The organism is Streptomyces sp. NPDC033177 (genome assembly GCF_055577715.1).
Genome location: NZ_JBVIPS010000008.1, coordinates 234,428 through 256,650, shown reverse-complemented (window position 1 = coordinate 256,650; position 22,223 = coordinate 234,428). Strand labels below are relative to the sequence as shown.

The 22,223-nt window shown below is 72.0% G+C and carries 21 protein-coding genes and 1 pseudogene; 8 read left to right on the top strand and 14 right to left on the bottom strand.

Annotated features, from left to right (window positions below; translation table 11 throughout):
• Position 1: 1 nt before the first annotated feature.
• Entirely contained in the window at positions 2 to 1,090 is a 1,089-nt protein-coding gene (locus ACZ5U5_RS27470; RefSeq protein ID WP_469026597.1) for a phosphatidylinositol-specific phospholipase C domain-containing protein, read from the bottom strand.
• 236 nt (positions 1,091 to 1,326) lie between these two features.
• On the opposite strand from ACZ5U5_RS27470, the gene ACZ5U5_RS27465 reads away from it, so the two are divergent.
• Entirely contained in the window at positions 1,327 to 1,821 is a 495-nt protein-coding gene (locus ACZ5U5_RS27465; RefSeq protein ID WP_469026595.1) for a DUF3574 domain-containing protein, read from the top strand.
• Between the two features lie 33 nt (positions 1,822 to 1,854).
• On the opposite strand, the gene ACZ5U5_RS27460 is transcribed toward ACZ5U5_RS27465, so the two are convergent.
• Positions 1,855 to 3,720: an FUSC family protein gene (locus ACZ5U5_RS27460; RefSeq protein WP_469026593.1), complete on the bottom strand. Its 1,866-nt coding sequence runs from the start codon at positions 3,718 to 3,720 to the stop codon at positions 1,855 to 1,857.
• 314 nt (positions 3,721 to 4,034) lie between these two features.
• Here ACZ5U5_RS27460 and ACZ5U5_RS27455 point away from each other — a divergent pair, with 314 nt between their 5' ends.
• From ACZ5U5_RS27455 to ACZ5U5_RS27440, 4 genes are all read left to right on the top strand, one after another.
• The gene (locus tag ACZ5U5_RS27455) at positions 4,035 to 4,352 is read left to right on the top strand and encodes a hypothetical protein (protein WP_469026591.1); all 318 of its coding nucleotides are present in this window, start codon (positions 4,035 to 4,037) and stop codon (positions 4,350 to 4,352) included.
• An 87-nt stretch (positions 4,353 to 4,439) separates the two neighbouring features.
• Entirely contained in the window at positions 4,440 to 5,681 is a 1,242-nt protein-coding gene (locus ACZ5U5_RS27450) for a transcriptional regulator (protein ID WP_469026589.1), read from the top strand.
• Between the two features lie 79 nt (positions 5,682 to 5,760).
• Positions 5,761 to 6,423, top strand: coding sequence for a hypothetical protein (locus ACZ5U5_RS27445; protein WP_469026587.1), 663 nt, complete (start codon positions 5,761 to 5,763; stop codon positions 6,421 to 6,423).
• Positions 6,420 to 6,728: a hypothetical protein gene (locus ACZ5U5_RS27440; protein ID WP_469026585.1), complete on the top strand. Its 309-nt coding sequence runs from the start codon at positions 6,420 to 6,422 to the stop codon at positions 6,726 to 6,728. The genes ACZ5U5_RS27445 and ACZ5U5_RS27440 overlap by 4 nt, the downstream gene beginning before the upstream one ends.
• 75 nt (positions 6,729 to 6,803) lie before the next feature.
• Here the strand turns inward: ACZ5U5_RS27440 and ACZ5U5_RS27435 are convergent, their stop codons facing one another.
• Both ACZ5U5_RS27435 and ACZ5U5_RS27430 read right to left on the bottom strand, forming a co-directional pair.
• Positions 6,804 to 8,165: an SWIM zinc finger family protein gene (locus ACZ5U5_RS27435; RefSeq protein ID WP_469026582.1), complete on the bottom strand. Its 1,362-nt coding sequence runs from the start codon at positions 8,163 to 8,165 to the stop codon at positions 6,804 to 6,806.
• Positions 8,162 to 11,047 carry a DEAD/DEAH box helicase gene (locus ACZ5U5_RS27430; protein WP_469026580.1) on the bottom strand — a complete coding sequence of 962 codons (2,886 nt, stop codon included), beginning with the start codon at positions 11,045 to 11,047 and terminating at the stop codon, positions 8,162 to 8,164. Before ACZ5U5_RS27430 ends, ACZ5U5_RS27435 begins: the two co-directional genes overlap by 4 nt.
• Positions 11,048 to 11,561: 514 nt before the next feature.
• On the opposite strand from ACZ5U5_RS27430, the gene ACZ5U5_RS27425 reads away from it, so the two are divergent.
• On the top strand, positions 11,562 to 11,987 hold the full coding sequence (locus ACZ5U5_RS27425) for a RidA family protein (protein WP_469026577.1): 426 nt from the start codon (positions 11,562 to 11,564) through the stop codon (positions 11,985 to 11,987).
• A 10-nt stretch (positions 11,988 to 11,997) separates the two neighbouring features.
• Here the strand turns inward: ACZ5U5_RS27425 and ACZ5U5_RS27420 are convergent, their stop codons facing one another.
• From ACZ5U5_RS27420 to ACZ5U5_RS27400, 5 genes and pseudogenes are all read right to left on the bottom strand, one after another.
• Complete coding sequence (locus ACZ5U5_RS27420; protein WP_469026575.1) at positions 11,998 to 13,038, bottom strand: glycoside hydrolase family 6 protein; 1,041 nt, start codon at positions 13,036 to 13,038, stop codon at positions 11,998 to 12,000.
• Positions 13,039 to 13,346: 308 nt separating this feature from the next.
• Positions 13,347 to 13,517 (bottom strand): annotated as a pseudogene (locus ACZ5U5_RS27415) (aspartate/glutamate racemase family protein); the annotation flags it as partial.
• 124 nt (positions 13,518 to 13,641) lie between these two features.
• Positions 13,642 to 14,853 (bottom strand): MFS transporter, encoded by a 1,212-nt coding sequence (locus tag ACZ5U5_RS27410; protein ID WP_469026572.1) that lies wholly within the window; start codon positions 14,851 to 14,853, stop codon positions 13,642 to 13,644.
• Entirely contained in the window at positions 14,850 to 16,376 is a 1,527-nt protein-coding gene (locus ACZ5U5_RS27405) for a YfcC family protein (RefSeq protein WP_469026570.1), read from the bottom strand. The genes ACZ5U5_RS27410 and ACZ5U5_RS27405 overlap by 4 nt, the downstream gene beginning before the upstream one ends.
• Entirely contained in the window at positions 16,373 to 17,749 is a 1,377-nt protein-coding gene (locus tag ACZ5U5_RS27400) for a M20/M25/M40 family metallo-hydrolase (RefSeq protein WP_469026568.1), read from the bottom strand. Before ACZ5U5_RS27400 ends, ACZ5U5_RS27405 begins: the two co-directional genes overlap by 4 nt.
• A 168-nt stretch (positions 17,750 to 17,917) precedes the next feature.
• Here ACZ5U5_RS27400 and ACZ5U5_RS27395 point away from each other — a divergent pair, with 168 nt between their 5' ends.
• Complete coding sequence (locus ACZ5U5_RS27395; protein WP_469026565.1) at positions 17,918 to 18,376, top strand: RNA-binding S4 domain-containing protein; 459 nt, start codon at positions 17,918 to 17,920, stop codon at positions 18,374 to 18,376.
• Positions 18,377 to 18,404: 28 nt separating this feature from the next.
• On the opposite strand, the gene ACZ5U5_RS27390 is transcribed toward ACZ5U5_RS27395, so the two are convergent.
• The 3 genes from ACZ5U5_RS27390 to ACZ5U5_RS27380 form a co-directional block, all read right to left on the bottom strand.
• Positions 18,405 to 18,848 carry a DoxX family protein gene (locus ACZ5U5_RS27390; protein ID WP_469026563.1) on the bottom strand — a complete coding sequence of 148 codons (444 nt, stop codon included), beginning with the start codon at positions 18,846 to 18,848 and terminating at the stop codon, positions 18,405 to 18,407.
• 110 nt (positions 18,849 to 18,958) lie between these two features.
• On the bottom strand, positions 18,959 to 19,651 hold the full coding sequence (locus ACZ5U5_RS27385) for a class I SAM-dependent methyltransferase (protein ID WP_469027108.1): 693 nt from the start codon (positions 19,649 to 19,651) through the stop codon (positions 18,959 to 18,961).
• A 71-nt stretch (positions 19,652 to 19,722) separates the two neighbouring features.
• A complete protein-coding gene (locus ACZ5U5_RS27380; protein ID WP_469027106.1) occupies positions 19,723 to 20,625 on the bottom strand; it encodes an acyltransferase domain-containing protein in 903 nt (300 codons plus the stop codon).
• Between the two features lie 227 nt (positions 20,626 to 20,852).
• Between ACZ5U5_RS27380 and ACZ5U5_RS27375 the strand changes: the two genes are divergently transcribed.
• A complete protein-coding gene (locus ACZ5U5_RS27375; protein ID WP_469026561.1) occupies positions 20,853 to 21,113 on the top strand; it encodes a DUF6343 family protein in 261 nt (86 codons plus the stop codon).
• 40 nt (positions 21,114 to 21,153) lie between these two features.
• On the opposite strand, the gene ACZ5U5_RS27370 is transcribed toward ACZ5U5_RS27375, so the two are convergent.
• Both ACZ5U5_RS27370 and coaE read right to left on the bottom strand, forming a co-directional pair.
• Positions 21,154 to 21,522, bottom strand: coding sequence for a tetratricopeptide repeat protein (locus tag ACZ5U5_RS27370; protein WP_469026558.1), 369 nt, complete (start codon positions 21,520 to 21,522; stop codon positions 21,154 to 21,156).
• Positions 21,523 to 21,602: 80 nt separating this feature from the next.
• Positions 21,603 to 22,205 (bottom strand): dephospho-CoA kinase, encoded by a 603-nt coding sequence (coaE, locus tag ACZ5U5_RS27365; protein ID WP_469026556.1) that lies wholly within the window; start codon positions 22,203 to 22,205, stop codon positions 21,603 to 21,605.
• Positions 22,206 to 22,223 lie beyond the last annotated feature (18 nt).

Sequence of the window (22,223 nt, the reverse complement as noted above, 5' to 3'; positions counted from 1 at the left end):
GTCAGCCGCGCGGAAGCACCGTCGAGAGGACGCCCGGCAGCGGGTACCAGTCCGACGAGACGATGCTGGCGTTGCCGCGCGCGAGCAGGGCGACGCGGTCGCGGGCCTGGGCCTCGGTCGGGTTCATGGCGTCGATGGCCGGGGCGACGTTGTGGGCGTCGGACATGACGACCAGATAGCGCCGGTCGGCGTACCACTTGGTGTCGATGGTGCCGCTGGCGTACGTGGACGCGTCGCCGTCGAACAGCACGAACCAGGGCCGGATCGCCGCGTCCGCGTACCTCCCGCGCGGGTCGCCCGCCTCGGCGCCGAGCACGGCGGGGAAGGCGGCGGCATCGTCCAGGCGCCCGGCGGCCTTGAGGTCGCGCAGATGGGTGGCGTACTCGCGGTCGGTCCACAGGGTGTCCGCCGGGTTGCCCTGTTCGACGGTGCCGGGGATCAGCTCGACGATGAACTTGCCCGCGAGAGCACTCCGCGCGGGCCAGCCGTCGCTCCGTACGGCGTCGTCGAGGGTGGCGTGCCCTCCGATGAGCTGGCCGGGGCGGTAGACGGCGTCGCCGAGCTTGCTCTTCAGGAGGGCGTCGAGGGCGGCGGGCCCGCGTCCGTTCCTCCCCTGAAAGCCGTCCTTCAGCTCCACCTTGAGGAGGATGGGCCGGTGGCCGGGGTGGGCGTCGTGCCAGGTCTTCATGTCCGTCAGGCACCCGGCGAGGCTCTGGTTGCGGGCCTTGGTGCGCAATTCGGCCGGAGTCGCTGCGTTCTCGCAGTTGTTGTCGTTGCCGACCGGGTTGCTGTGCGAGACCCGCCAGCCGCTGCCGAACACATTGGTCCACAAGTCGAGTTCGAGCATCCCTGCGCCGGAGTCGAGCGCGTCCGCGAAGTACGGGTACTTCGCCTTCTCGTAGGCGTTGTGGACGCCGACGCCGGTGGTGGACGCGTACGGCGACTGCGGGGCCGGGTCGGCGGTGGCCGAGGCGGCGGTGCCGCTCGCGGACCCCGCGGTTCCGAACGCCAGTACGCCTGCCGCCGCGAGCGCCAGGGCGAGACCTGTCCCCGTACGTGCCCCAGCGCGTATCCCGGTACGTGTCCTCATGCCCGCCGTCCCCTCCATCACTCCGGTCAAGTCCCCCGCAACGTATGGGGGTTGAGTGTCGTAAGGGAAGACGGCGACTTACGGGAGCGGAGAGAAATCCAGCCGTACGGCCGTACGGGAGGGAGCGCGGAGCGTGGCGTGTCGACTACCGTCTGCGCCCGTCATGGATCAACGTACGCAGAGATCCACCCGCTCGTGAACCCTGATCTACCCCCCGCCGAAAGGGATCAGCAGCCATGCCCCGCGCCCTCTCCCGCACCTCCCGCGTCTCCCGCACCCGTCTCACGGTGACCGCGGCAGCCGCGGCGGTCCTCGCCGTCGGCGCCCCGGCGGCGTACGCCTCCTTCGAAACCGACACGCGCTCGCCCGGCACGACCACCACGTCGCAGATCTCCCAAGGTCACGCGTACACCGAGACCCGCCTCTTCTTCGGGACCGAGCGCCCTGACGGCGGCCCCGACGTGACCGACAGGCAGTTCATGCGGTTCATCGACGTCGAGGTGACGCCGTCGTTCCCCGACGGGCTCACGGTGCAGGAAGGGCGCGGCCAGTGGCGCGACTCGAACGGCCGGATCGAGCGTGAGCGCTCGTACGAGTTGATCCTGCTGTATCCGACGTCGCAGGCGCACAAGCGTGACGCCCGCATCGAGGACATCCGCGAGGACTACGTGAAGAAGTACGAGCAGGACTCGGTGGCGCGACTCGACGACCGGGTGCGGGTGGACTTCTGAGACTCGCCGGGCCCGCGGGTCCGGCGCCCGGAGTCACGCCACCGCGGTGAGCTCCAGTTCCGCGAGCAGCGCGTCGATGTGCTCCGCGTGCCGCCGCGGCAGGCGACCCGTGTCGTCGACGTGCACCGCGCAGGCAGTCGTGGTGTCGACGAGGCGTTCGAGGGTGGCCGCCACCTGCTCCGAGCCCCGGGAGTGCCGGGCCACGGCGGGAAGTTCGGCGGCCGCCAGGTCGATCGCGGCGCGGGCCTCGGCCAGCGTCCGGTAGGCCTCGCGCCGCAGGGCCCAGCGGGCGGCGCGGTGGTGGCCGCCCGCCGGGCCGTCGGCGCCGCTCATGACATGGCGCAGATAGTCGTGCGCGGACGTGTGGGCGGCGGCCAGCCGGTCCTGTACGCGACCACCGCGCCGCACGGGCCACGGCAGATGCCCGACGAGCAGGACGATGCCGCAGGCGAGCAGCGTTTCCCCGATCCGCCCCCGGGCGGCCTGCGGCTCCCCGCCCACCATGACCAGGGCGAGGACGAGGACCGTGACGACGGCGGTCTGGGCGGCGAAGTGCCGGGTGGCCACGGGGATCAGCGCACCGCACACGGCGACGAGGGCTACGAGTCCGGCGGGGCGTGGCAGCAGGGCGGCGAGCGCCGCGAAGAGGACGGCGCCGATGACGGTGCCGAGGGCGCGGCACAGGACGCGGGACGCCAGCGGGCCGAGGTCGGGCTTGACCAGGAAGACGGCCGTGGCGGGCAGCCAGTACCAGTGCGGGTGGTGCAGGGCCTGCGCGACCGCGGCGCTCGCCCCGAAGCAGAGCGCGACCCGCACACCGTACTCGCGCCCACCGGGTCCGGCAGCCGTGCGCAGTACGCCGACGGGGCCGCGCCGCCGGCCGTGCGGGGGCCGCGCGGTGCCGCTGTCGAAGGCTTCGGCGGCGTGCAGCAGTGCGTCGTCGAGGGCGCGGAGCCCGGCGCCGGAGCGGGCGGGCGCGGGCAGCGGCCCACTGGGGATACCGTCGCGGAGGGCGGCGGCGAGGCGGCGCGGCCCCTCGCCCGTGCGCGGCGGGAGCGGCTCACCGGCCCAGGCGAGCGCGGTCGCCGCCTCGCCGAGCGGCAGTGCGGCGAGGTACTGCGCGTGCAGCCGCCGCTCGGCCGCGGAGGCGGCGTGCCTGCGCAGGCGCGGCCCGGAAAGGGCGTCCTGGGCGTGGTCGAGCGCGGCGGTGAGGGCTGCGCGGCGGGCGGTCGCGTCGGCGGTGCCCGCGGAATCGAGAAGGTCGGCGACGGCTTCGTAGACGGCGGCCACGGCGGTGCGTTCGCCGTCGAGGCGGTAGGGCCGGGCGGCTCCCTTGCGGCTGTCGGGCGACGGCAGCAGGAGCCGCAGCACGATCAGCCACGCGGCTCCGCCCAGGAAGAACAGCGCCCGCTGCCACCCGGGTTCGGGCAACGGCATCCCGGCTCCGATGGCGGCGGCGACGAGCAGCTGCGTGCCGCCGGCGGAGGCGACGGGCCCCACGGCACTGAACGCCCCGGCGACCAGTCCGAGCAGGGCGAACACCACAGGCAGCAGAAACGGCCCTCCCCCTGCCCCGACGACGTACGCCCCGAGAACGAGCCCGCCCGCGCCGGCGACCGCGGGCACCCCGAGCCGCCGCACGGCGACCCGACGGCTCCCGGGCCGGTCGTTGATCCCCGCCAGCATGGCCCCGAGCGCGGCCACCACCCCCACGGAGACCCACCCGAAGACCACGCCCGCGCCCAACCACGGCCCCGCGGCCAACACACCCCGCAGAACGGCATGCCACGGCACGGGCCCACGCTGCATACGCAGGGCATGGCCAAGCCAAGGCGGAAGAGAAACTGCGCGCGGGATCACCGTGCTCACCGTGCTCCTGGGTCGTCGTCGGGCGGACATGGACGGGCGGGCGCCGCCGGACGACATCGGCCTGGGCTCGTGATCAACCGTAAACGCCGATTCTGGAGAAAGTGGAACGGGCGCGTTGCATCGATGTGACGGTTCACGAACGCTCGACGGACGGGAATCACCGGCGGCGGCATCCCGACGCCCCGCGCGAATGGTGCGTGGCACCTCAACTGATGTGCACCAGGACCTAGTTGTCCGCCACATCCCCCGGCACCATTGCAGCCATGAGCAGCGGCACCGGACCCACGCCACCGTCACCTCCCCCCTTGCCGCCGGTGAGGCGACGCAACATGGTGCTCAGGCTCATGGAACGCAATCGCACCGCCCACGGCGACAAGCCGCTCAGCCAGCCCGAGTCCGCCCTGCGCGTGGCGGAGTGCAGGGAATTCCTGGAACACGCCCTGAGGGCAGCCCAGTTTCTGGAGGAAATTCCCTGGCTGTGCATCGCGTCGTGTGACTACCGGGAGCGAACGCGGAACTTCCACGTCGTGGCGCGGAACGCGACCGGCGACCACCCTGTCTTCGAACGCCAGACGTATGAGTGGGACGAGCCCGTGGCCGGCGACGCGTTCTACTTGCTCGTACCGAAAGGCCGAGTACCCCTCTCCCCCTTCGTCACCTAACGGTCAAGAGCTTCAGCCGAGGCCACGAAATTGCCGTACCAGAGCTGGGGGACGAAATCCGCGGGTTGCCGAGCCGAAGGTGAGGACATGGAACTGTGGCTGGGCCTGTTGGGTGCACTGACCGCCACCGGCGGGATGTACTACGCGTGGCGCGCGCTCGATCGCGCCGCCGTCGAGCAGTCCCACGCTTCCTTCGTCAAGGAACGCGCAGACCTCCGTCAACGCTTCGTCCCGCTCTGCGAGTTGGCCGCCGAGATGCACATGCTCGCCCGCCCCTCCTTGGAGCGCATCGGTGGCACCTCGCTGCTGTGGGAGGAAACCATGCGCCCGCCGGCTCCTGTGCCGCTGTCGGCGGTGTCGATGGAGTGGCAGGACACGCCACCACCCGTCAAACTGCCTTTGCTGCGCACGGCACAACTCTGCCTGCCGAAGGAGTCCAGAGCGCATCGCTACGAACGCTATTCCTCGGCCATGGGTGACCTGGCGCGACCGGCCCTCTTCGAGGACCGCCCGTCCTTTCGTCTCGCGTCCGCCGACTGGTCTGATCCCGAAAGATCTCGCCTGACATTCGGCGCCGGACAGTACTTCGACCTCATCGACCAGAACGAAGCCGTTGCCCACGAATTCGCCGCGGCCACGCGGCAGAATCCGCAAAAGACGCCGCGCTGGCGGAAATTGCCCATGCGCAAGCTGCTGGCAACCGATCCGCTGCTGCTCGGGGAACGCGTCGTACTTCCCTCCGTCGCCACGCTGACCCTGCGCCGTACGCCCGACGGCCACGGCAGGTTCTTCCTGCTCCTCCGAGAAGCCGGGCAGGTCGCGACGGGCGAGGGTATTTACGGCCCGCTCCCTGCCGGCATGGTTCAGCCCGCGTCGTTATCGCCTCTCGCCCACCGCCGGGACCTGGACCTGTGGCGCACCATCATGCGCGAGTACAACGAGGAACTGCTCGGCGCACCGGAGGCCAAAGGGGACCTGGGCACAGAGGTGGACTACGAGCAGCCCCCTTACAGCTCCTTCAACACCGCTTTGGCCGATGGCTCATTACGTGTGTGGTGCCTGGGCATGGCGCTGGAACCCCTGAACCTCGCCGTATGCATTCTCACCGTGGCCGTCTTCGAAGCGGACACATTCGACGCGATCTTCGCCGAGGCGGTCGAGCGCAACGAAGAAGGTCTGGTGATCGGCGGCCCACGCGTCAACGGCACCATCACCGGCCTGCCCCTCGACGCCACAGCCGTCGACGACCTCGCCGCGAACAGCATGTCGCCTCCCGCCGCGGGCCTGCTCCGGCTGGCCCTGCGCCATCGGGACCTCCTGCTTTCGTGACGTTCCGGCTCGGAGTGATCCGGCTCTGAGAAGCTCCCCCGCTGCGCGCCGGCAGCCGACGGAGCGGGATCATAAGGCGATGACCAACAGGCTCAAGGAGGCGGACCCGGTGGAGCAAGATATTCCGGAACCGGGGCTTTCCGCGTACCAGCGCGCCCTGCGCGAGCGGCTTCTCGCCGCCCCCGTGGTGCCCGCGCCCGAACCCTGGCGGCCTGTGTACGAGAGCAAGTACGGCCGACCTGTCGGCGGGCTCCTCGGGGTCGGCTTCGCCTCGCATCCCGAGAGCGGCCGTGACCTGGTGATGGTTGTCTCCGGGGACGGTCACGGGCTTCTCGATGCCGTCACCGGGGAGAAGATCGCCAGGGATCGCGACCCCGAACCCGATCCCGATGACAGCACCCCCGACGCCGGCGCCGACCTGTCCTGCCCGGGGCTGGGGCCGATCACAGGCACGCGCGTCCACATCGCCGGCCTCTTCGGCGGAGGGCTGCACACCACGACCGGAGACGGGTGGACCCTGGAGGCCGTCACCCCGGCCTGGCCCAACCACCGCGTGCTCCTCTCGACCGACGGCGGTCTCCCCCACTCCGGGCCCCACGGAGAGCGGTGGTGGCACATCTTCCACTCCACCTACTCGGAACTCCGGGCCTTCGGCTTCTCCCCGTCCGGGGAGACCATCGCCGTCGCGACGAGCAGTGACGTGATCCTGTGGACCCGCCGGGCGGGAGAGGAGAGCGTGTGACGCACTGCCTGCGGTTCTTCTTCGAGGCCGGTGTGGACACTCCGTTGTGGCCGGAGGACATGGCCAGTCCGTACGGGTACCCGTGTGAGCCGGCGCGGCTGCCGATCAGCCCGGCACTCCAGACCGAGCTGGCCAGGTTGTCCCAGTTGTATCAGTCGTCCATCGACTGGGACTATCCGCCGAATCCGTCGCCCTGGTCCGATGATGAGCGACAGCTCTTCTCGCAGCAGGCACGCGCGGCATTGGCGGCACTGCGGGGCGAGTTGGGCCCAGGGTGGACCGTGCGGGACGAGAGTCTTCTCTGAGGGGCTGACCGTCGAGTTCCTTGCGTACGTAGACCGCCCGCCGCCGCTCGTTGAGGCCACGGCCCGCCTTGTGCACTACGGTCCGACCATCGCCGTCAGGGCTCCCACCGGATCCACGTCCGCCTCCCCCTCCGGCCACCAGTCGTCGCGGCCCGGCTCGCTTCGGTACGGGTACCAGTGGCCGTCCCGGCCGAAGCGGAGTTGCAAGGAGCCCTGGGCGTCCGTGAGTTGGTTCCGGTGGATCGTCATGCGCGGGAGGTCTGCCGCGAGCAACGCGCCCCTCGCCCGGTCGAAGGGGCCCGCCGGGGGGTCCCACGGGGATTCCAGGACCGCCAGGCCCTCCTCGCCGCCCTGGCGCCAGGCCGCAGCCGCGCGGGCGAGGTCCGCCGGGGTGTGGTCCACCGACTGTGCCAGTTCGGCGAATTGGCGGCTGAAGCTGCGGCGGCCCGTGAGCCCGGGGTGGGAGGCCGCGAGGCGTACCGCGTCGTGCCAGGGGTCAGCGGTGGGGAACGGGTCCGCGCCCGTGGTCAGGTACGCGTGGGCTCGGTTCGCCGTGTCCGTGGCCAGGAACTCCAGGGAGGTGGGGCTGGGGGCGCCCGGGACCGACGGGAGGAGCGGGGGTTCGCCCGGGTGGGCGGGGGGTGCCACCGGGGGCGGAAGCGGGGGGCGGTACTCCGTGGACAGGACGTCCCGGGCCAGGGTGCCGGGGAGCGCTTCGGTGGTCGCGCCCCGCGTGGAGGCGGACTGCTCGCGCGCCGTGTGGTGCGCGTTGCGCTGAGCCAGCTCGTCGAGGAGCGCCTGTTCGTCCCCGCCGCGCATGAGGAGGAGCACGAAGGGGTCGGCGTCCAGCAGCCTGGCCGTCTGGTAGGTGAGGGCAGCCGCGTGCTTGCAGGGGCGGCCGCCATCCGGGCAGGTGCAGGAGGGGACCAAGTCACCCGGGCCCGGCAGGAGACGCACCCCGGAGCGTTCGGCCGCGTCCACCAGCGTGTGCGGCATGTCCTTGTCCAGGAGCGCCGCGATGTGCGCAGGTTCCGTGGCCACCGCGTCCAGGAAGCGGTCCCAGTCCTCGGGCGTGAGGGTGCGCATACGGATCTCGGCGCGGTAGGGACGCGGGCGGCTTCCGTGTACGTACGCCACGATGCGGCCCGGGGCCACCGTGATCGTGTCGACGTGCCCCGTGCGGGCGTAGGCCCGGCCACGGGTGAGCCGCCCCGCGTCGAGCGACGTCCCCTCCAGCGCGTCGATCCAGGCGTTCCCCCACCAGGAGGTGGCGAACGGCGCCTGAGGATCGGGGTGTTGGGGCAGCGGAGGGAAGACGCGCCCGGCGCCCGTGGCGCGAGCACGACTGGCGGCCGACATCCCGGCGCGGCCCGCGCCGTTACCCTGCCCCCGCTCGCCGCCGCCTGGCTCCCGCCCGCCCGCACGACCGCCCCTCACGACACCCTCCGCAACGACACCAGGTCCGCCAGGTCCGCGTCCGACAGCTCCGTGAGCGCCGACTCGCCGCCCTCGCCGAGCACCGCGTCCGCCAACGCCTGCTTCGCTGCCAGGAGTTCGGCGATGCGGTCCTCCACCGTGCCCTCCGCGATCAGGCGGTGGACCTGGACCGGCTGGGTCTGGCCGATGCGGTAGGCGCGGTCCGTGGCCTGTTCCTCCACCGCCGGGTTCCACCAGCGGTCGTAGTGGATGACGTGGCCCGCCCGGGTGAGGTTGAGGCCGGTGCCGGCCGCCTTGAGGGAGAGGAGGAACACGGGGACCTCGCCCGACTGGAAGCGGTCCACCATCTCCTCCCTCCGCTTGACCGGCGTACCCCCGTGCAGGAGTTGGGTGCCGATGCCGCGCCCCGACAGGTGCGATTCGAGGAGGCGGGCCATCTCCACGTACTGCGTGAAGATCAGTACGGAACCGTCCTCGGCCAGGATCGTGTCGAGCAGTTCGTCGAGGAGTTCGAGCTTCCCCGAGCGCGAGCGGCCCGCGCGCGTGGCGATCGCGCCGTCCTTCAGGTACTGCGCCGGGTGGTTGCAGATCTGCTTCAGCGCCATCAGCAGTTTCATGACCAGGCCTCTGCGCGCGATGCCCTCGGACGCCTCGATGCGGGCCAGCGTCTCGCGGACGACCGCCTCGTAGAGCGACGCCTGTTCGCGGGTGAGCGTCACCGGGTGGTCCGTCTCCGTCTTGGGAGGCAGCTCCGGGGCGATGCCCGGGTCGGACTTCTTGCGGCGCAGGAGGAAGGGGCGCACCAGGCGGGCGAGGCGGGCCATCGCCTCGTCGTTCTCGGCGAACTCGCCGCCCTCCGCCAGACGGGCGTGGCGGGCCCGGAACGCCTTGAGCGGGCCGAGCAGGCCCGGTGTCGTCCAGTCAAGGAGGGCCCAGAGCTCGGAGAGGTTGTTCTCGACCGGCGTGCCGGTGAGGGCGACGCGTGCCGCGGAGGGGATCGTGCGCAGCGCCTTCGCCGTCGCCGCATGGGGGTTCTTGACGTGCTGCGCCTCGTCCGCCACCACCAACCCCCACGCCTGGGCGGCCAGTTCGGAGGCGCTCGTACGCATCGTTCCGTACGTCGTCAGGACGAAGCCGCCCGCCAGGTCGCCGTCCAGGCTGCGGCCCGTCCCGTGGAATCGGCGCACCGTGACCCCCGGCGCGAATCGCTCGATCTCCCGCTGCCAGTTGCCGAGCAGCGAGGCCGGGCAGACCACCAGCGTCGGCTCCGTCCTGGCCCGGTGCAGGTGGAGGGCGATCAGCGTGACCGTCTTGCCGAGGCCCATGTCGTCGGCGAGGCAGCCGCCGAGGCCGAGGGACGTCATGCGGTCCAGCCAGGCGAGGCCCCGGAGCTGGTAGTCGCGGAGGGTGGCGGCGAGCGCGGGCGGCGGGGTGACGGTGCGCAGGTCGTCGGTCAGGCGTTCCCGCAGGCGGGCCAGGGCGCCGATCGGGACCGCCTCGACGCGCTCGCCCTCCACCTCCGCCGTTCCCGTCAGCGCGACGGACAGCGCGTCCACCGGGTCCAGGAGTCCCAGGTCCCGCTTGCGCGCCTTGCGTACGAGTTCGGGGTCGACCAGGACCCATTGGTCACGGAGGCGTACGACGGGGCGGTGCGCCTCCGCCAGGATGTCCATCTCCGCCTCGGTGAGGGGGCCGCTGGCACCGTCACCCTCACCGCCCTCCGAGCCGAGCGCCAACTGCCAGCGGAATTCCAGCAGTTGCTCGGTCTTGAAGAAGTCGAAGTTGTCGGCCGCCGTGCCGGGCGCGGGGCGTACGACCGCGGTCGCCGTCAGGCCGCGCGTCAGCTCGCGGGGCCAGTGCACGGCCACGCCCGCGGCGGCGAGCCTGGTCGCCGCCGTGCCGAGGAGCTCGTACAACTCCCCCTCACTCAGGGGCAGTACGTCGGGGCGGGGCCGCTCAAGGAGTCGGTTCAGCGGCGGCCACACGCGGGCCGCGCGGCGCACCGCGAGGAGCGTGTCCACGCGGGCCCGCGGGCCGAAGTGGTCGGCGCCGGACCACAGTTGGGCCGCGTCCGCCACAAGGGTGGGGTCAGCGAGGCTGTGCACCTGCACGACGGCCGCGGCCGGGCTCGCCATGCTCTCACCGGTGACCCCCGTCCGCCCGCCGCCGGGAACGTCGCCAGGCGCGCCGCCGGGTACGTCGTCTGTCGCCCCGTCGAACACCTCGTGCGCCTGAAGGTCGAGCCGCAGTGACACGCGTACGCCGGCGTCCATCCCGGCAGCCACCTCCGCGGCCCACTCCCGCGCGCCCGGCAGCCGCTGCGGCTCGCGCGCGGCGAAGGGTGCGCCGACCGCGTGCGCCGCGGCGGGCGTACGCGGCAGGGTGTCCACCACGGCGTCGACGAAGGCCCTGACCAGGGCGAAGGGCTCGGGGAGCAGGAGGGGCCTGCTGCCGGGCAGCGGTACGGCGTGCGCCTCGGCCGGCATCGCCGCTGCGATGGCCCGCAGCTGCGTGACATCGGCGGCGTCCAGCGGCCCCGCCCGCCACGCGTCGAGATCACCGCCGGTCAGCCCTGGCAGCAGCCTGCCCCGCGCGGCCAGGTGCAGGGCATGCCGGGCGGCGGCGGCCCAGCAGGCAACCGCGGGGTGCAGGGGCGCGGCGCGCAGCAGCAGCGGGAGGGCCTCCGCCACGGGCAGGGTCAACGCGGGGACGGTACGCGTACGGACGCCTTTGCCGTGGCGTCGTACAACGGCGATGTCCTCCTCGACGGCACGGGCCGGCGGATTCCCCCCGCCGGGAGGCACGCCACGCCTGACGGCGCCACCAGCGGCGGCTGCCTCAGCCGTGGCTCCGGCAGCATGGGCCACACCGGCACCAGACACTCCGCCCCCGGCAGAACCGAGAAGCTGGGCGTTGCCACCACCGGGCGCCCCACTCCCGCCAACGCCAGACGGCCTCGCCGCGCCGGCTCCAGGCTCCTCACCCCCGGCAGCTCCAGGCGGCCTGACCCCAGCGGCACCGTACTCCCCACCCCCCGCAGAACCAGCCGGCCCGCCCCCGGCAACGCCACGAACCCCGGCCAGACCGCTTCCGGAAGTACCCTCCGGGGACCAGAACGCGATCCGGCCCTCCCTCGGTGGCTCGGCCGGAAGGAACACGCCGGCGCACGAGCGCACCAGCTCCGCGAGCAGCGACTCGGCGTCAGTGGAAGGCCCGACGTCGGCGGCGTCCGTGTGCGTGGCGACCCCCGCCCTCACGTGCACCACCTCGCTCACCCTCAGTCACTCGCGCGCCATTCCCGCACCTCAGCCTAGGCCAGCCGTCCCGGGGCCGACGCCGCCCGCCCCGGCGGAATTCGGATGCGCCCCCGCACCTCGCTCCCCCAGGATCAGGCCCATGACCACCACACAGCGCACCATCGTGCCCACCCTCTTCCCGCCGCCCGGTTACGCCCACGCCGCCCTCGTCGAGGCCGGCACCACGCTCGCCTTCATGGCGGGGTCCGTGCCGCTGGACCCCGAGGGGAACCTCGTCGGGGAAGGAGACATGGCGCGCCAGACCGGGCAGGTCATCGCGAATCTCGACGAGGCCCTGCGCGCGATCGGCAGTGACCTGACGCAGGTGGTGGCCAGCACGGTGTACGTCGTGAGCGACGAGCCCGGCCCGCTGAGCGAGGCATGGGACGTGATCCGCGCCTCCGACCTGCTCGCGAAGGGCCCGCACACCTCGACACTGCTCGGTACGACGTGTCTCGGCTACCCCGGCCAACTGGTCGAGATCACCGCCACGGCCGTGGTCCCGCAGGCACCCCCCGCCGCTTGAGGCAGCGCACCTACCCCCGTGCCCTGCTCGCGAGCCCGAGTGCGTACTCCGGCCACCACTGCCCGGCCTTCGGCCCACCCCGGCACGTCCCGTCGGACTCGCCGGGGCGCTTGATCCACAGGTAGGCATCGAGGGCGGGGTCGCCGGTGGCGGTGGTGGGCGGGGTGCCGAGGGCGCGGTCCGGCGGGTTGCACCAGGGCTCCTTGTCGTCGCCGGTGTAGGGACCGTTTCCGTTGCGGCTGCTGTCCACGACGAAGTGCTTGGCACCGCCGAGCGCCGCGGCGATGCGGTGTCCGTACGCCGAACTCTCGGCGTTCGTGTGGTAGTTGGACGTGTTGACGGCGAAGCCGTCGGCCCTGTCGACCCCGGACTGCCGCAGCGGGGCGACGAGGCGCCGCTCGTCGGGGATCCAGCCGGAGTTGCCCGCGTCCAGGTAGACCTTGGTGTGCGGGCGGGCCTTGAGCCGGTCGACGACGTACGCGAGGAGGCCGTACCGCTCGTCGGCGTCGGCCTTCGCGCAGCCCGCGATCTCCTGCGCGACGGCGTCCGGTTCGACGATGACGTACGCGGCGCGGTCGCCGATGCCCGCGGCGAGTTCGTCGGCCCACGTCCGGTACTCCGCCGCGGTCGCCGCCCCGCCTCCGGAGTAGTCACCGCAGTCGCGGTGCGGGATGAAGTACGCGACGAGTACGGGGGTGCGCCGCGCCTCGGTGGCCGCGAGCGTGACCGCACGGGCGGTGGGCCCGGGGTCGGCGCCGTACAGCCAGACGGCCTGGGGGCGCCCCGCGATGCGCTGGATGAGCTGGGCGTCGGCGGTCCGGCCCTGGCTTCGCCATGCGGTGACCTGGCGGGCGGCGGCGCTGGCCGGGTCGACCCAGAACTCGGTGGCCGCCGGGGCGGACGCGGGCCCGTCCTCGTCACGGGGGCCGATTCCGTCCGCCTGGGCCGCGCCCGACGCCGCCAGGCTCACCAGGAGCGTGGCGGCGAGGAGCCGGGCGACGTGGGGGCGGGCTCGGCCGGGTGATCGGAAGGGCGGCTGCGACTGCGACACCGGGCACCTCCAGTTGCTCGGCGCCGGACGGGCCCGGCGCGCTCCCCGGAGTCTGCGGTGGGCAGGGCGCCACCGTGCCGCTTGCACCGCCGGACGGGCGACACATCACCGGAAGAATCACTCCGACGGCCGCCCCAAGTCCCCGCCGACGGCGAATGCTTGCCATGCCCACCGACACGCCCCCGCCCACCCCGGGCCCGACAACCGACCCCCGACACCCGACCACCGGCAACGTGCGGGCGGTAACCAGCAACCGACGACCGACAATCGGCAACCAGCAACCGACCACTCACGAAAACCACCCCCCACCCCCAAGTCCGCGCCTTGGCCAGGGATTTGGCGTAGCAGCCCGCTCGGCTCGTGGTCAGGCCCAGGGTGACGAGTGACTTGGCGAGCTTCACCGCTGCCGCCACTCCGTCGACCACCGGCATGTCGTGAGCCGTGCCGACCTTTTCCTGCAGGCCGGTCATCCCCGCGCACCAAGCGCCGGCCCACGTGCGGACCAACTACCGCTCGACGGTGTGGCATCTCTTCGGCGAAGAGGAACAGGGTTAGTCCTACGCGGGACTCCGCCCCAGACCGCAGCCGGCCCATCCAGCCGGGCTACGAGGCCCGCAGCCCCCGCATCCGCCCGTACGCGTACACGCAGCCCGCGAGCGCCAGGTCCGAGAGCAGCATGAACCCGATCGAGTACGAGTCCTTGGCGCTGTAGATCGCGCCCATGACGAGCGGGGGGACGAAGCCGCCGAGGCCGCCCACCGCTCCCACGATTCCCGTCACGGAGCCGACTTGCGCCTGTGGTGTCACCTGGGAGACGAGGGCGAAGACGCTGCCGCTCGCTGTGCCGAGCCCGGCCGCCATGACCAGGAAGCAGATCGTGCCGCCCGGGTTCAGTGACGGTTCGAAGGCCTGGGCGATGGCGAAGACGGCGACGACGGCGAGCGCGACCGAGGTGACGGAGGCGGGGTGGACACGGTCCGAGAGCCAGCCGCCGATGGGCCGGAAGATGACCGTGACCAGCGCGAACCCGGCCGCCTTGGTGCCCGCGTCCGTGGGCGAGAGGTCGTACCAGGTCTTCAGGTAGGTGGGCAGATAGACCCCGAAGGCGACGATGCCGCCGAAGCCGATCGCGTACAGCGCGGAAAGCTCCCAGGTCACCCGAAGTCGTCCTGCCTCACCGAGGCGGGTGGTGAGGGGGCTCGTCGGCACCGGCCGGTCGGGACGGTCGGTGATGAGCAGCGCCGCGAGCACCGCGAACGCCGCGAGGCCGATCGCCACGACCAGGAACGGGAGGTTCTCGCCGTGCCTGGCGATACGGGGCGTGAAGTAACCGGAGAGCGCCACACCGCCCATGCCCATGCCGAAGACGCCGAGCGCGAAGCCGCGGTGCGCGGGCGGGAACCAGGAGTTGACCAGCGGGATGCCGATCGCGAACGTCGTCCCGCCGAGGCCGAGCAGGAAGCCGACCGCGAGCATCGCGACGTAGTTGTCCTTGGCCGGGATGATCAGCAGCACCGGCACGATGGTGAGCGCCGAGACCAGCGGGAACATCAGCTTGGCGCCGTAGCGGTCGGTGAGCGCGCCGACCGGGACGCGGCCGAGCGAGCCGACGATGACCGGCACGGCGACCAGCAGGGACTGCGAGAACGAGGAGAGCCGGAGCCGCTCCCCGAAGTCGCTGCCGAGCGGCGCGATCAGGTCCCACGCCCAGAAGGTGAGGGTGAACCCGACGGTGGCCACGGCGAGGTTGCGGTAGGCGGCGGCCGAAGGGCGGGCCGCGGCGGGCGTGGCTGTGGCTGGTGCGTTCGTTGTCATGTGAGAGCCGCTCCAAGCGCCACGAAGGCGCAGATCAGGACGAACAGGATGGCGAGCAGCGGCCACACGAAGCGCAGGTACTTGTCGTAACCGACCTTCGCGAGTGCGACGCCGCCGATGGTCACGGCCGTGGTCGGGACCCACAGATTCATCCAGCCGCTCGCCGCCTGCCAGGCCGTGACGACGACGGAGCGCGAGACCCCGGCGAAGTCGGCGAGCGGGGCGAGGATCGGCATGGCGAGGGTCGCGTGGCCTGAGGTGGACGGGATGAGGAAGGCGAGCGGCAGGTTCACGACGAAGACGATGATCGCGAAGAGGCCGGAGGACGTGCCCTTCACCACGCCCTCGATGGAGTGCAGGACGGTGTCCGTGACCTTCGAGTTGTTCATGATCACCGTGACGCCGCGGGCGAGCACGATGACCAGCGCGGGCGAGATGAAGTCGGCCGCCCCCTGGGTGATGGTGGAGCTGAGTTTCTGCTCGCCCATCCGTGCCACGCACCCGACGAGGACGGCCGCCACGAGGAAGAGCGCCGCCAACTGCGGGAAGGACCAGCCGAGTTCGAAGCCGTACGGTTGCGCGTCCGCGTCGCCCGTGAGCGCGCTCGACCAGGGCACCACCGAGAAGATCATGAACGCGAAGACGAGCGCGACCAGGACGAGCACGGCCTTGTGCAGGCGTGTCAGCTCGGGCACCTCGCCCGCGTCGGCGGCGGTCTGCTCCCGGTCGCCGGGCAGGAAGCCGGAGAGGGAACGAGCCGGGTTCTTCTGTACGCGCTTCGCGTAGCGGATGACGTAGGCGATGGTGACGGCGGTCAGGACGATCCACATCGCGAACCGCAGGATGATGCCGTCGCCGAGCGAGATGTCGGCGGCGGACGAGGCGACGCCGGTCGCGAACGGGTTGACCGTCGAGCAGAGCACGCCGATTCCGGCGCCCAGGATGATCGCACCGACCGCGACCATCCGGTCGTAGCCGAGGGCGAGCATCAGCGGCACGATCAGGCCGTAGAAGCCGAGCGTCTCCTCCGCGAAGCCCTCGACGGTGCCGAGGACGGAGAAGACGAGCATCACGCCCGCGATCAGCATCGCGCCGCGCTCGCGCAACCGGTGGGCGAGGCGGCCGATGCCGCGGTCGAGGGCGCCGGTGGCGAAGACGACGGTGATGAACGCGCCGATGGCCAGCACGAACAGGAAGACGCCCGCGCTGCCGTACAGCTCACCGGCCAGGTCGGGCCCGACCACGCCCGACTTCTCGTCCTGGATGCCGTACAGGCCGTTGACCGGGGCGAGGAAGAGGTCGTTGAGCCGGTCGACGAAGGTCTGGCCCGAGTCGACACGGTGGTAACTGCCCTGGACGGGGGCGCCCTTGTCGTTCCGGTCGTAGGCGCCGGACGGGATGAGGAAGGCGAGCAGCCAGACGGCGACGGTGACGATCGCGAGGATGGTCAGGGCGCTGGGGAAGGTGAACTTCCTCTTGTGCTGCGGCTCTTCGGTGCCGGGGTCGGTCGCGGTGGTACTCATGCGCCGCTCTCCGCGGAGGCACCGGAGCCGCCGAAGCCTGCCGCGTACTCACGCACGAAGGCCGCCATGGCGACGACCGTGTTGCGCAGCTCGGAGAAGAGGACTCGTTCGTTCGGGGCGTGCAGATTGCACATGCTGTCCTGGGCGCCGAAGAGCAGGACCTCGGCGCCGGGTGCCGCCTTCGCGAGACCGTTGACCAGCGGGATGGAGCCGCCGGTCGCCACGAACGAGGCCTCTTCGCCCCAGGCCTCCTTGAGCGCGGCGCGGGCGGCGCGGTAGGCGGGGCCGCCGGTCGCGGCCTCGTAGCCGGGGCCGGTGTCGCCGGGCGTGACGGTGAGGGGGACGCCGAAGGGGGTGAGCGAGCGCAGGTGGTCGACCAGCTTCGCCTGGGCCTCCTTCGCGCCCTGACGGGGGTGGAAGCGGAGGTTCAGCTTGGCGCGCGCGTACGGCACGACGGCCGACGCCGCGTGCTCGACGCTGGGCGCGTCCAGGCCGACGACGGTGATGGCTGGGCCGCTCCAGAGCCGCTCGCCGAGGCTGCCGCTGCCGACGAGCGGCACCCCGTCCACCACCCCGGCGAGCTCGCGGAACTCCCCGTCGGTGTAACCCGTGCCGCTCCAGTCCTCGCGCCGCAGCCCCTCCACGGCCACATCGCCGTGTACGTCGTGCAGGGTGGCCAGGGCCTTGAGCAGCACGAGCAGCGCGTCGGGCGCCGCGCCGCCGAACTCCCCGCTGTGGCGCGGCTCGTCGAGGGTGCGCACCTCCACCACGACCTCGGACGCGCCGCGCAGGGCGGTGGTGAGGGTGGGGGTGCCCGGCCGGAGGTTGCCGAGGTCGGCGACGACCATGGCATCGCAGGCGAAACGCTCGGGATCGGTGGGCGGGTAATTGTCGAAGGCGCTGCCGTACTCCTCCTGGCCTTCGATGACGATCTTGATTCCGACGGGCGGGCGTCCGCCGTAGGCCCGCAGCATTCCCAGGTGCGCGATGACGTTGGACTTGTCGTCCGCGATGCCGCGGGCGCGCAGGCCGCCCCCCGCCTCGTCGATGGGGGTCGGCTCGAAGGGCGGCGACTTCCACAGGCTCTCGTCGCCGGGCGGCTGGACGTCGTAGTGGCCGTAGAGCAGGACCGTGGGCGCTTCGGGGGTCGGCGGCGGGATCTCCCCGTAGATCACGGGTGCGGTGTCCGGCAGGTCGAGCCGCTCGACATGGGGCACCCCCGCTTCCCGCAACAGCTCGGCCACCAGGGCGTGTGCCTCGTGCACCGGTGCGGCCGGGAAGCCGGGGAAGGCGATCGACGGGATCGCGGCGAGGCGTACGAGGTCGGCCCGCAACGTGTCCATCAGGCCATCGACGGTGGCTTCGAGCTTCATGGGCGGCACCCCTCGGTCTACATCCCGCTTTGCGGCGAATAGACCGAATTATCGGACTCCGAGGGGAGCGGTTTCCGTGCGGCTCGCCGGGCGGGCGGGGATGCCGCACTGCTGCCGCACAGCCATGACACCGGCCTTGAACCGCCGGGCAGGCAGTAAAGTCGGGGCATGGCTTCGCAGAATTCAGGCGGTGCGGGCAGCGGTGACGGGACCGGTGGAGCTCCGGCGGGCACGGCTCCGGGCGCGGGTGCGGCCGGAGGCTCGGTGCGTGTCGACGCCTGGATCTGGTCCGTACGCCTGGTCAAGACCCGCTCCGCGGGCGCGGCGGCCTGCAAGGGCGGCCATGTGCGGGTCAACGGCGAGCGCGTGAAGCCCGCTTACGGCGTCCACGTCGGTGACGAGGTGCGCCTGCGCCACGCGGGCGGCCGCGAACACGTCGTCATCGTCAAGCGCCTCATCCGCAAGCGCGTCGGCGCCCCGGTGGCCGTCGAGTGCTACGTCGACAACAGCCCTCCCCCGCCGCCCCGCGAGGCCGTGGCCCCCGCCGGCATCCGGGACCGGGGAACGGGTCGCCCCACCAAGCGCGACCGCCGTGAGCTGGAACGCCTGCGCGGCATCGAGGGCTGACCACGCCCCTGTCCCGGTGTCCCGGCTTTCACTTCCCGCGCCGTGCGAGGAGACGGACCAGCTCCGTGGTCTGCCCGCGCCGCGCCCACGCGATCCACGCGAGCGGCAGGATCAGGATGAGCGGCGTGGCGGCGTTCTCCCCGCCGAGCGCGGACACGCTCGCGATGAACGCACCGATCATCAGCCCGACCAGGGCCGTCGCGCCGACGGAACTGAGCACCGGAATCAGCAGTGCGATCCCGCCGAGCACCTCCAGCACGCCGATCGAGTACATTCCCGGGGCGCCCCACCCGAGTCTCTCGAAGGTCTCGACCGCCGTGGAATGTGCGGTCAGCTTCGGCGTACCGCTGGCGAGAACGAAGAACAGGCCGAGCACCACCTGGACCGTGCGCAGGGTGATGCGCACGGAGCGGCGGCCCGCGACGGTGGGCGTGGCGGAGGCGGCAGTGGCGGAGGCGGCGGTCGTGGTCATGGTGATCTCCTCGGTGAGCAGGGGGTGTTGTGCTTGCTGTCACCTGGATAGACCGGGCCGCCGCACGGAACTCATCGCCCGTCAGCACACCATCTCCGCACCACGCCGGACTACCTGATCGGCAGCGCCCGGACCCACGTCCCGTCCTCCGTCAGGTACTTGTCGACCCTGAGTCCCGCTTCCTCCAGCGCATGCTCGAACTCCTCCTTCGTGAGCGGCCGGGCGCGGAACGTCTGGGTCCATACGGCGTCCGGGAAGACGTACTCCGCGCGCACCTCGTTCACGCCGTCGCCGAGCGGCTCCGCCGACAGGATCCGCACCGTGTAGCCCGCCGGGTCGACCCGCTCCCTCGGCAGGTTCGTGTGGTAGTCCGCGCCCTCCCGCTGGATCAGCACACAGCCGTCGTCCGTCACATGGCTGCGGCAGGCCCGCAGCATCCCGCGTCGCACCGCCGTGTCACCGTCGTGCACGAGGAACGACGCGAGCATCACCACCTCGAACCGCTCCCCCAGGTCGAGTGTCTCGATCGGGCTCCGGATCGTGCGCACCCGACCGTCGAGCGCGGAGACCTTCTCCAGCATCTCGGCGGACTCGTCCACCGCCGTGACCCGGAACCCCCGCTCAAGGAGCGGCCGCGTCACCCGTCCCGCGCCGCAGCCCAGCTCCAGGATGTGCGCCCCGGCCGGCACCGCCCCGGCGACGACATCGGGTTCGTCCCCGACGGACAGGCGCGTGTAGAGCTCGACCGCGCAGCCGTCCGGCGTGATCGCCCCGGGCCCCGTCCCCTCGTATCCCTCACGCATCTCCACAGTCATGCCACCTCAACGAAGCGCTCCGGGGGCCCGGTTCCCGCCTCGCCCGAAGGTCCCGCCGTCTACAGCGGGAACCAGCCATGCTCCCCGTACCAATGGCCGCCCGCCCGCAGATGGTCGCCCACGGCCCGCTCGACCCTTGTCCGCCTCGGCAGTTCGGCCACGGGCCGGTCGCGGTCGCCGAAGACGAAGGCGACGGGGGTCGCGTCGTCCGGCCGACGCTCATATCCGGCCGCCAGGCGGAAGCGCTCCTGGAAGCGGACGATGTTCGAGTCCGCCGGAAGGTACTGCCTCAGTTGCGGGTCGAGCAGCCAGGAGTGGCACACGGCTGTCTCATATCGCTCCTCCGGATAGTGCCGCGCGAAGAACTCCCGGGCCAGCGCCATCGAGCGGTCGCAGGACTCCGGGGACAGCGGCCCCCGGAAGTCGGCTATGTGGAGGTTCAGACAGGGGTCGCCCCGGCCCGCGGAGTGCCCCGCCGCGCCCACCGCCCCGCCCATCCGCTCACCCAGCACGGCGCGCTGGAACTGCAGCCGCCCCAGTTGGTAGAGCTCGCCCCGGAAGTGGAGGGCGTTCCAGCCCGGGTGCAGCAGCCCGGGGCCACCACGCGCCCGGCGGTGGACCGCCATGTGCCGCCCGAGGTCCGCGAGCGTACGCCGGGAGATGTCGTCCGGGATGCCACGGCTCCGGTGATACGCGCGTACGTGCGGCACGGTCGCCACGAAGACGAACACGTAAAAGAAGGTCCCGAGCGCGCCCAGCTCCGCCGGCAAGGGTGGGTACTGGGGGTCATCACCGACCTTCCCCATGTCCCGCACCATCGCGTCGACGCCACGGTCGAGCAGCCACCGCGCCTCCGGGTCCCGCAGCAGCCGCCCGCGCAGGGCCACCAGGTCGTTGATGTCCTCGTGCGGCACGGCCAGGTCGAGCAGCACGTCCGGCAGCTCGTCGGCCGTGGGCAGCACCGCCTCGGCCCGTGGCTCCCCCGCGGCCTCAAGGCCCTCCAGCCACTCCGCGAGCCACTTGTCGGTCCTCGCCCGGTTCCTCAGTACGTCCAGCACAGCCATACCCCCGATCGTCGCATCTACGATCTTGAAGCCTCGGGCCCTTCCGGTCCACCGCCCCCGGGTGGATCCTGGAAAGTGGAGACGTCCGGGGAGCACGGCGGACAGGGAGGAGATGACCTCTCGTGATGCGCACAGGCAGTGAACCGGTGACCGCGCGCAGTCCGCTGCGCATGCGTTTCTGGCTCAGCGTGTGGGGTCTGGTCTGGGCCACGTTCGGCACCGTCGCCTTCGCCATGACGGGCCGTCCCGGGTGGGCCGCCGTGTGCGGCGCGCTCTGGCTGATCGTCACCGCCGACATGGCGATGATCCTGCGCCACATGCACCAGGGCCCGCACTACCAGCCGGGCCGTGACATCCCGCCGTACGAGCCTCCGAGGGCCGGATAGCCCTTGGTCAGCTCTCCGGCAGCCCTCGGGAAGCTCTCGGTCAGCTCTCGTCGTCGAAGCGCGCCGCCGCCAGGTAATCCGGCTGCGGGTCGAGCGCCGCGGCCAGCCGGAAGTGGCGTCGCGCCTGGTCGGGCCGCGCCGCGCGTTCGTACGTGCGGGCGAGGGCGAAGTGCGCGAACGCGTTGTCCGGCTCACGCTCCAGGACGATGCTGAACTCCAGCTCGGCAGCACGCAGTTGGGCGGCGGCGAAGAAGGCACGAGCCCGCAGCAGCCGCGCCGCCGTGTTCTCGGGGTGGGCCGCGATGACCGTGTCGAGCAGCTTCACGGCGCCTCTGGGATCCCGCGCGGCAAGGAGCTGCTCCGCCGCACGGAAGTCGATGACATGGGTCTCCGGGGTTATTTCGGGCACGCGTGACTCCTTCCCTCGCTGCACTGTGTCAACGCCCCGCACGCCGACACCTATTCCAAGGACAGAGCCAGTACGCCCCTCTAGGCCGCCCGCGCCCGCCCCGCGAGGTCCGCCCACACGACGCCGACCCGCTGCTCCAGGCCCTCCAGCGGGCCGTCGTTGTCGATCACGAGGTCGGCGATCTCCAGACGCTTCTCGCGCGTGACCTGGGCGGCCATCCGCGCGCGAGCATCCGCCTCGCTCATGCCGCGCAGCCGTACGAGGCGGTCCAGCTGGGTCTCGGGGCTCGCGTCGACGACCACCACCAGGTCGTACAGGGGTGCCAGGCCGTTCTCCGCGAGCAGCGGCACGTCATGGATGACCACCGCGTCGTCTGGAGCCGCGTCCTCAAGATCGGCCGAGCGGGCACCGACCAGGGGGTGCACGATGGCGTTCAGCGCGGCCAGCTTCTCGGGGTCGGCGAAGACGATCGAGCCGAGCTTCTTCCGGTCGAGGGTGCCGTCCGGAGCGAGGATCTCCTGGCCGAAGGCTTCAACGACCTTGGCGAGGCCTGGAGTTCCGGGCTCCACGACTTCCCGCGCGATCTTGTCGGCGTCGATCAGCACGGCTCCCGACGCGACGAGGAGACGCGATACTTCACTCTTGCCGGCGCCGATACCGCCGGTCAGGCCCACCTTCAGCATGACCGGCAGCTTAGGGGG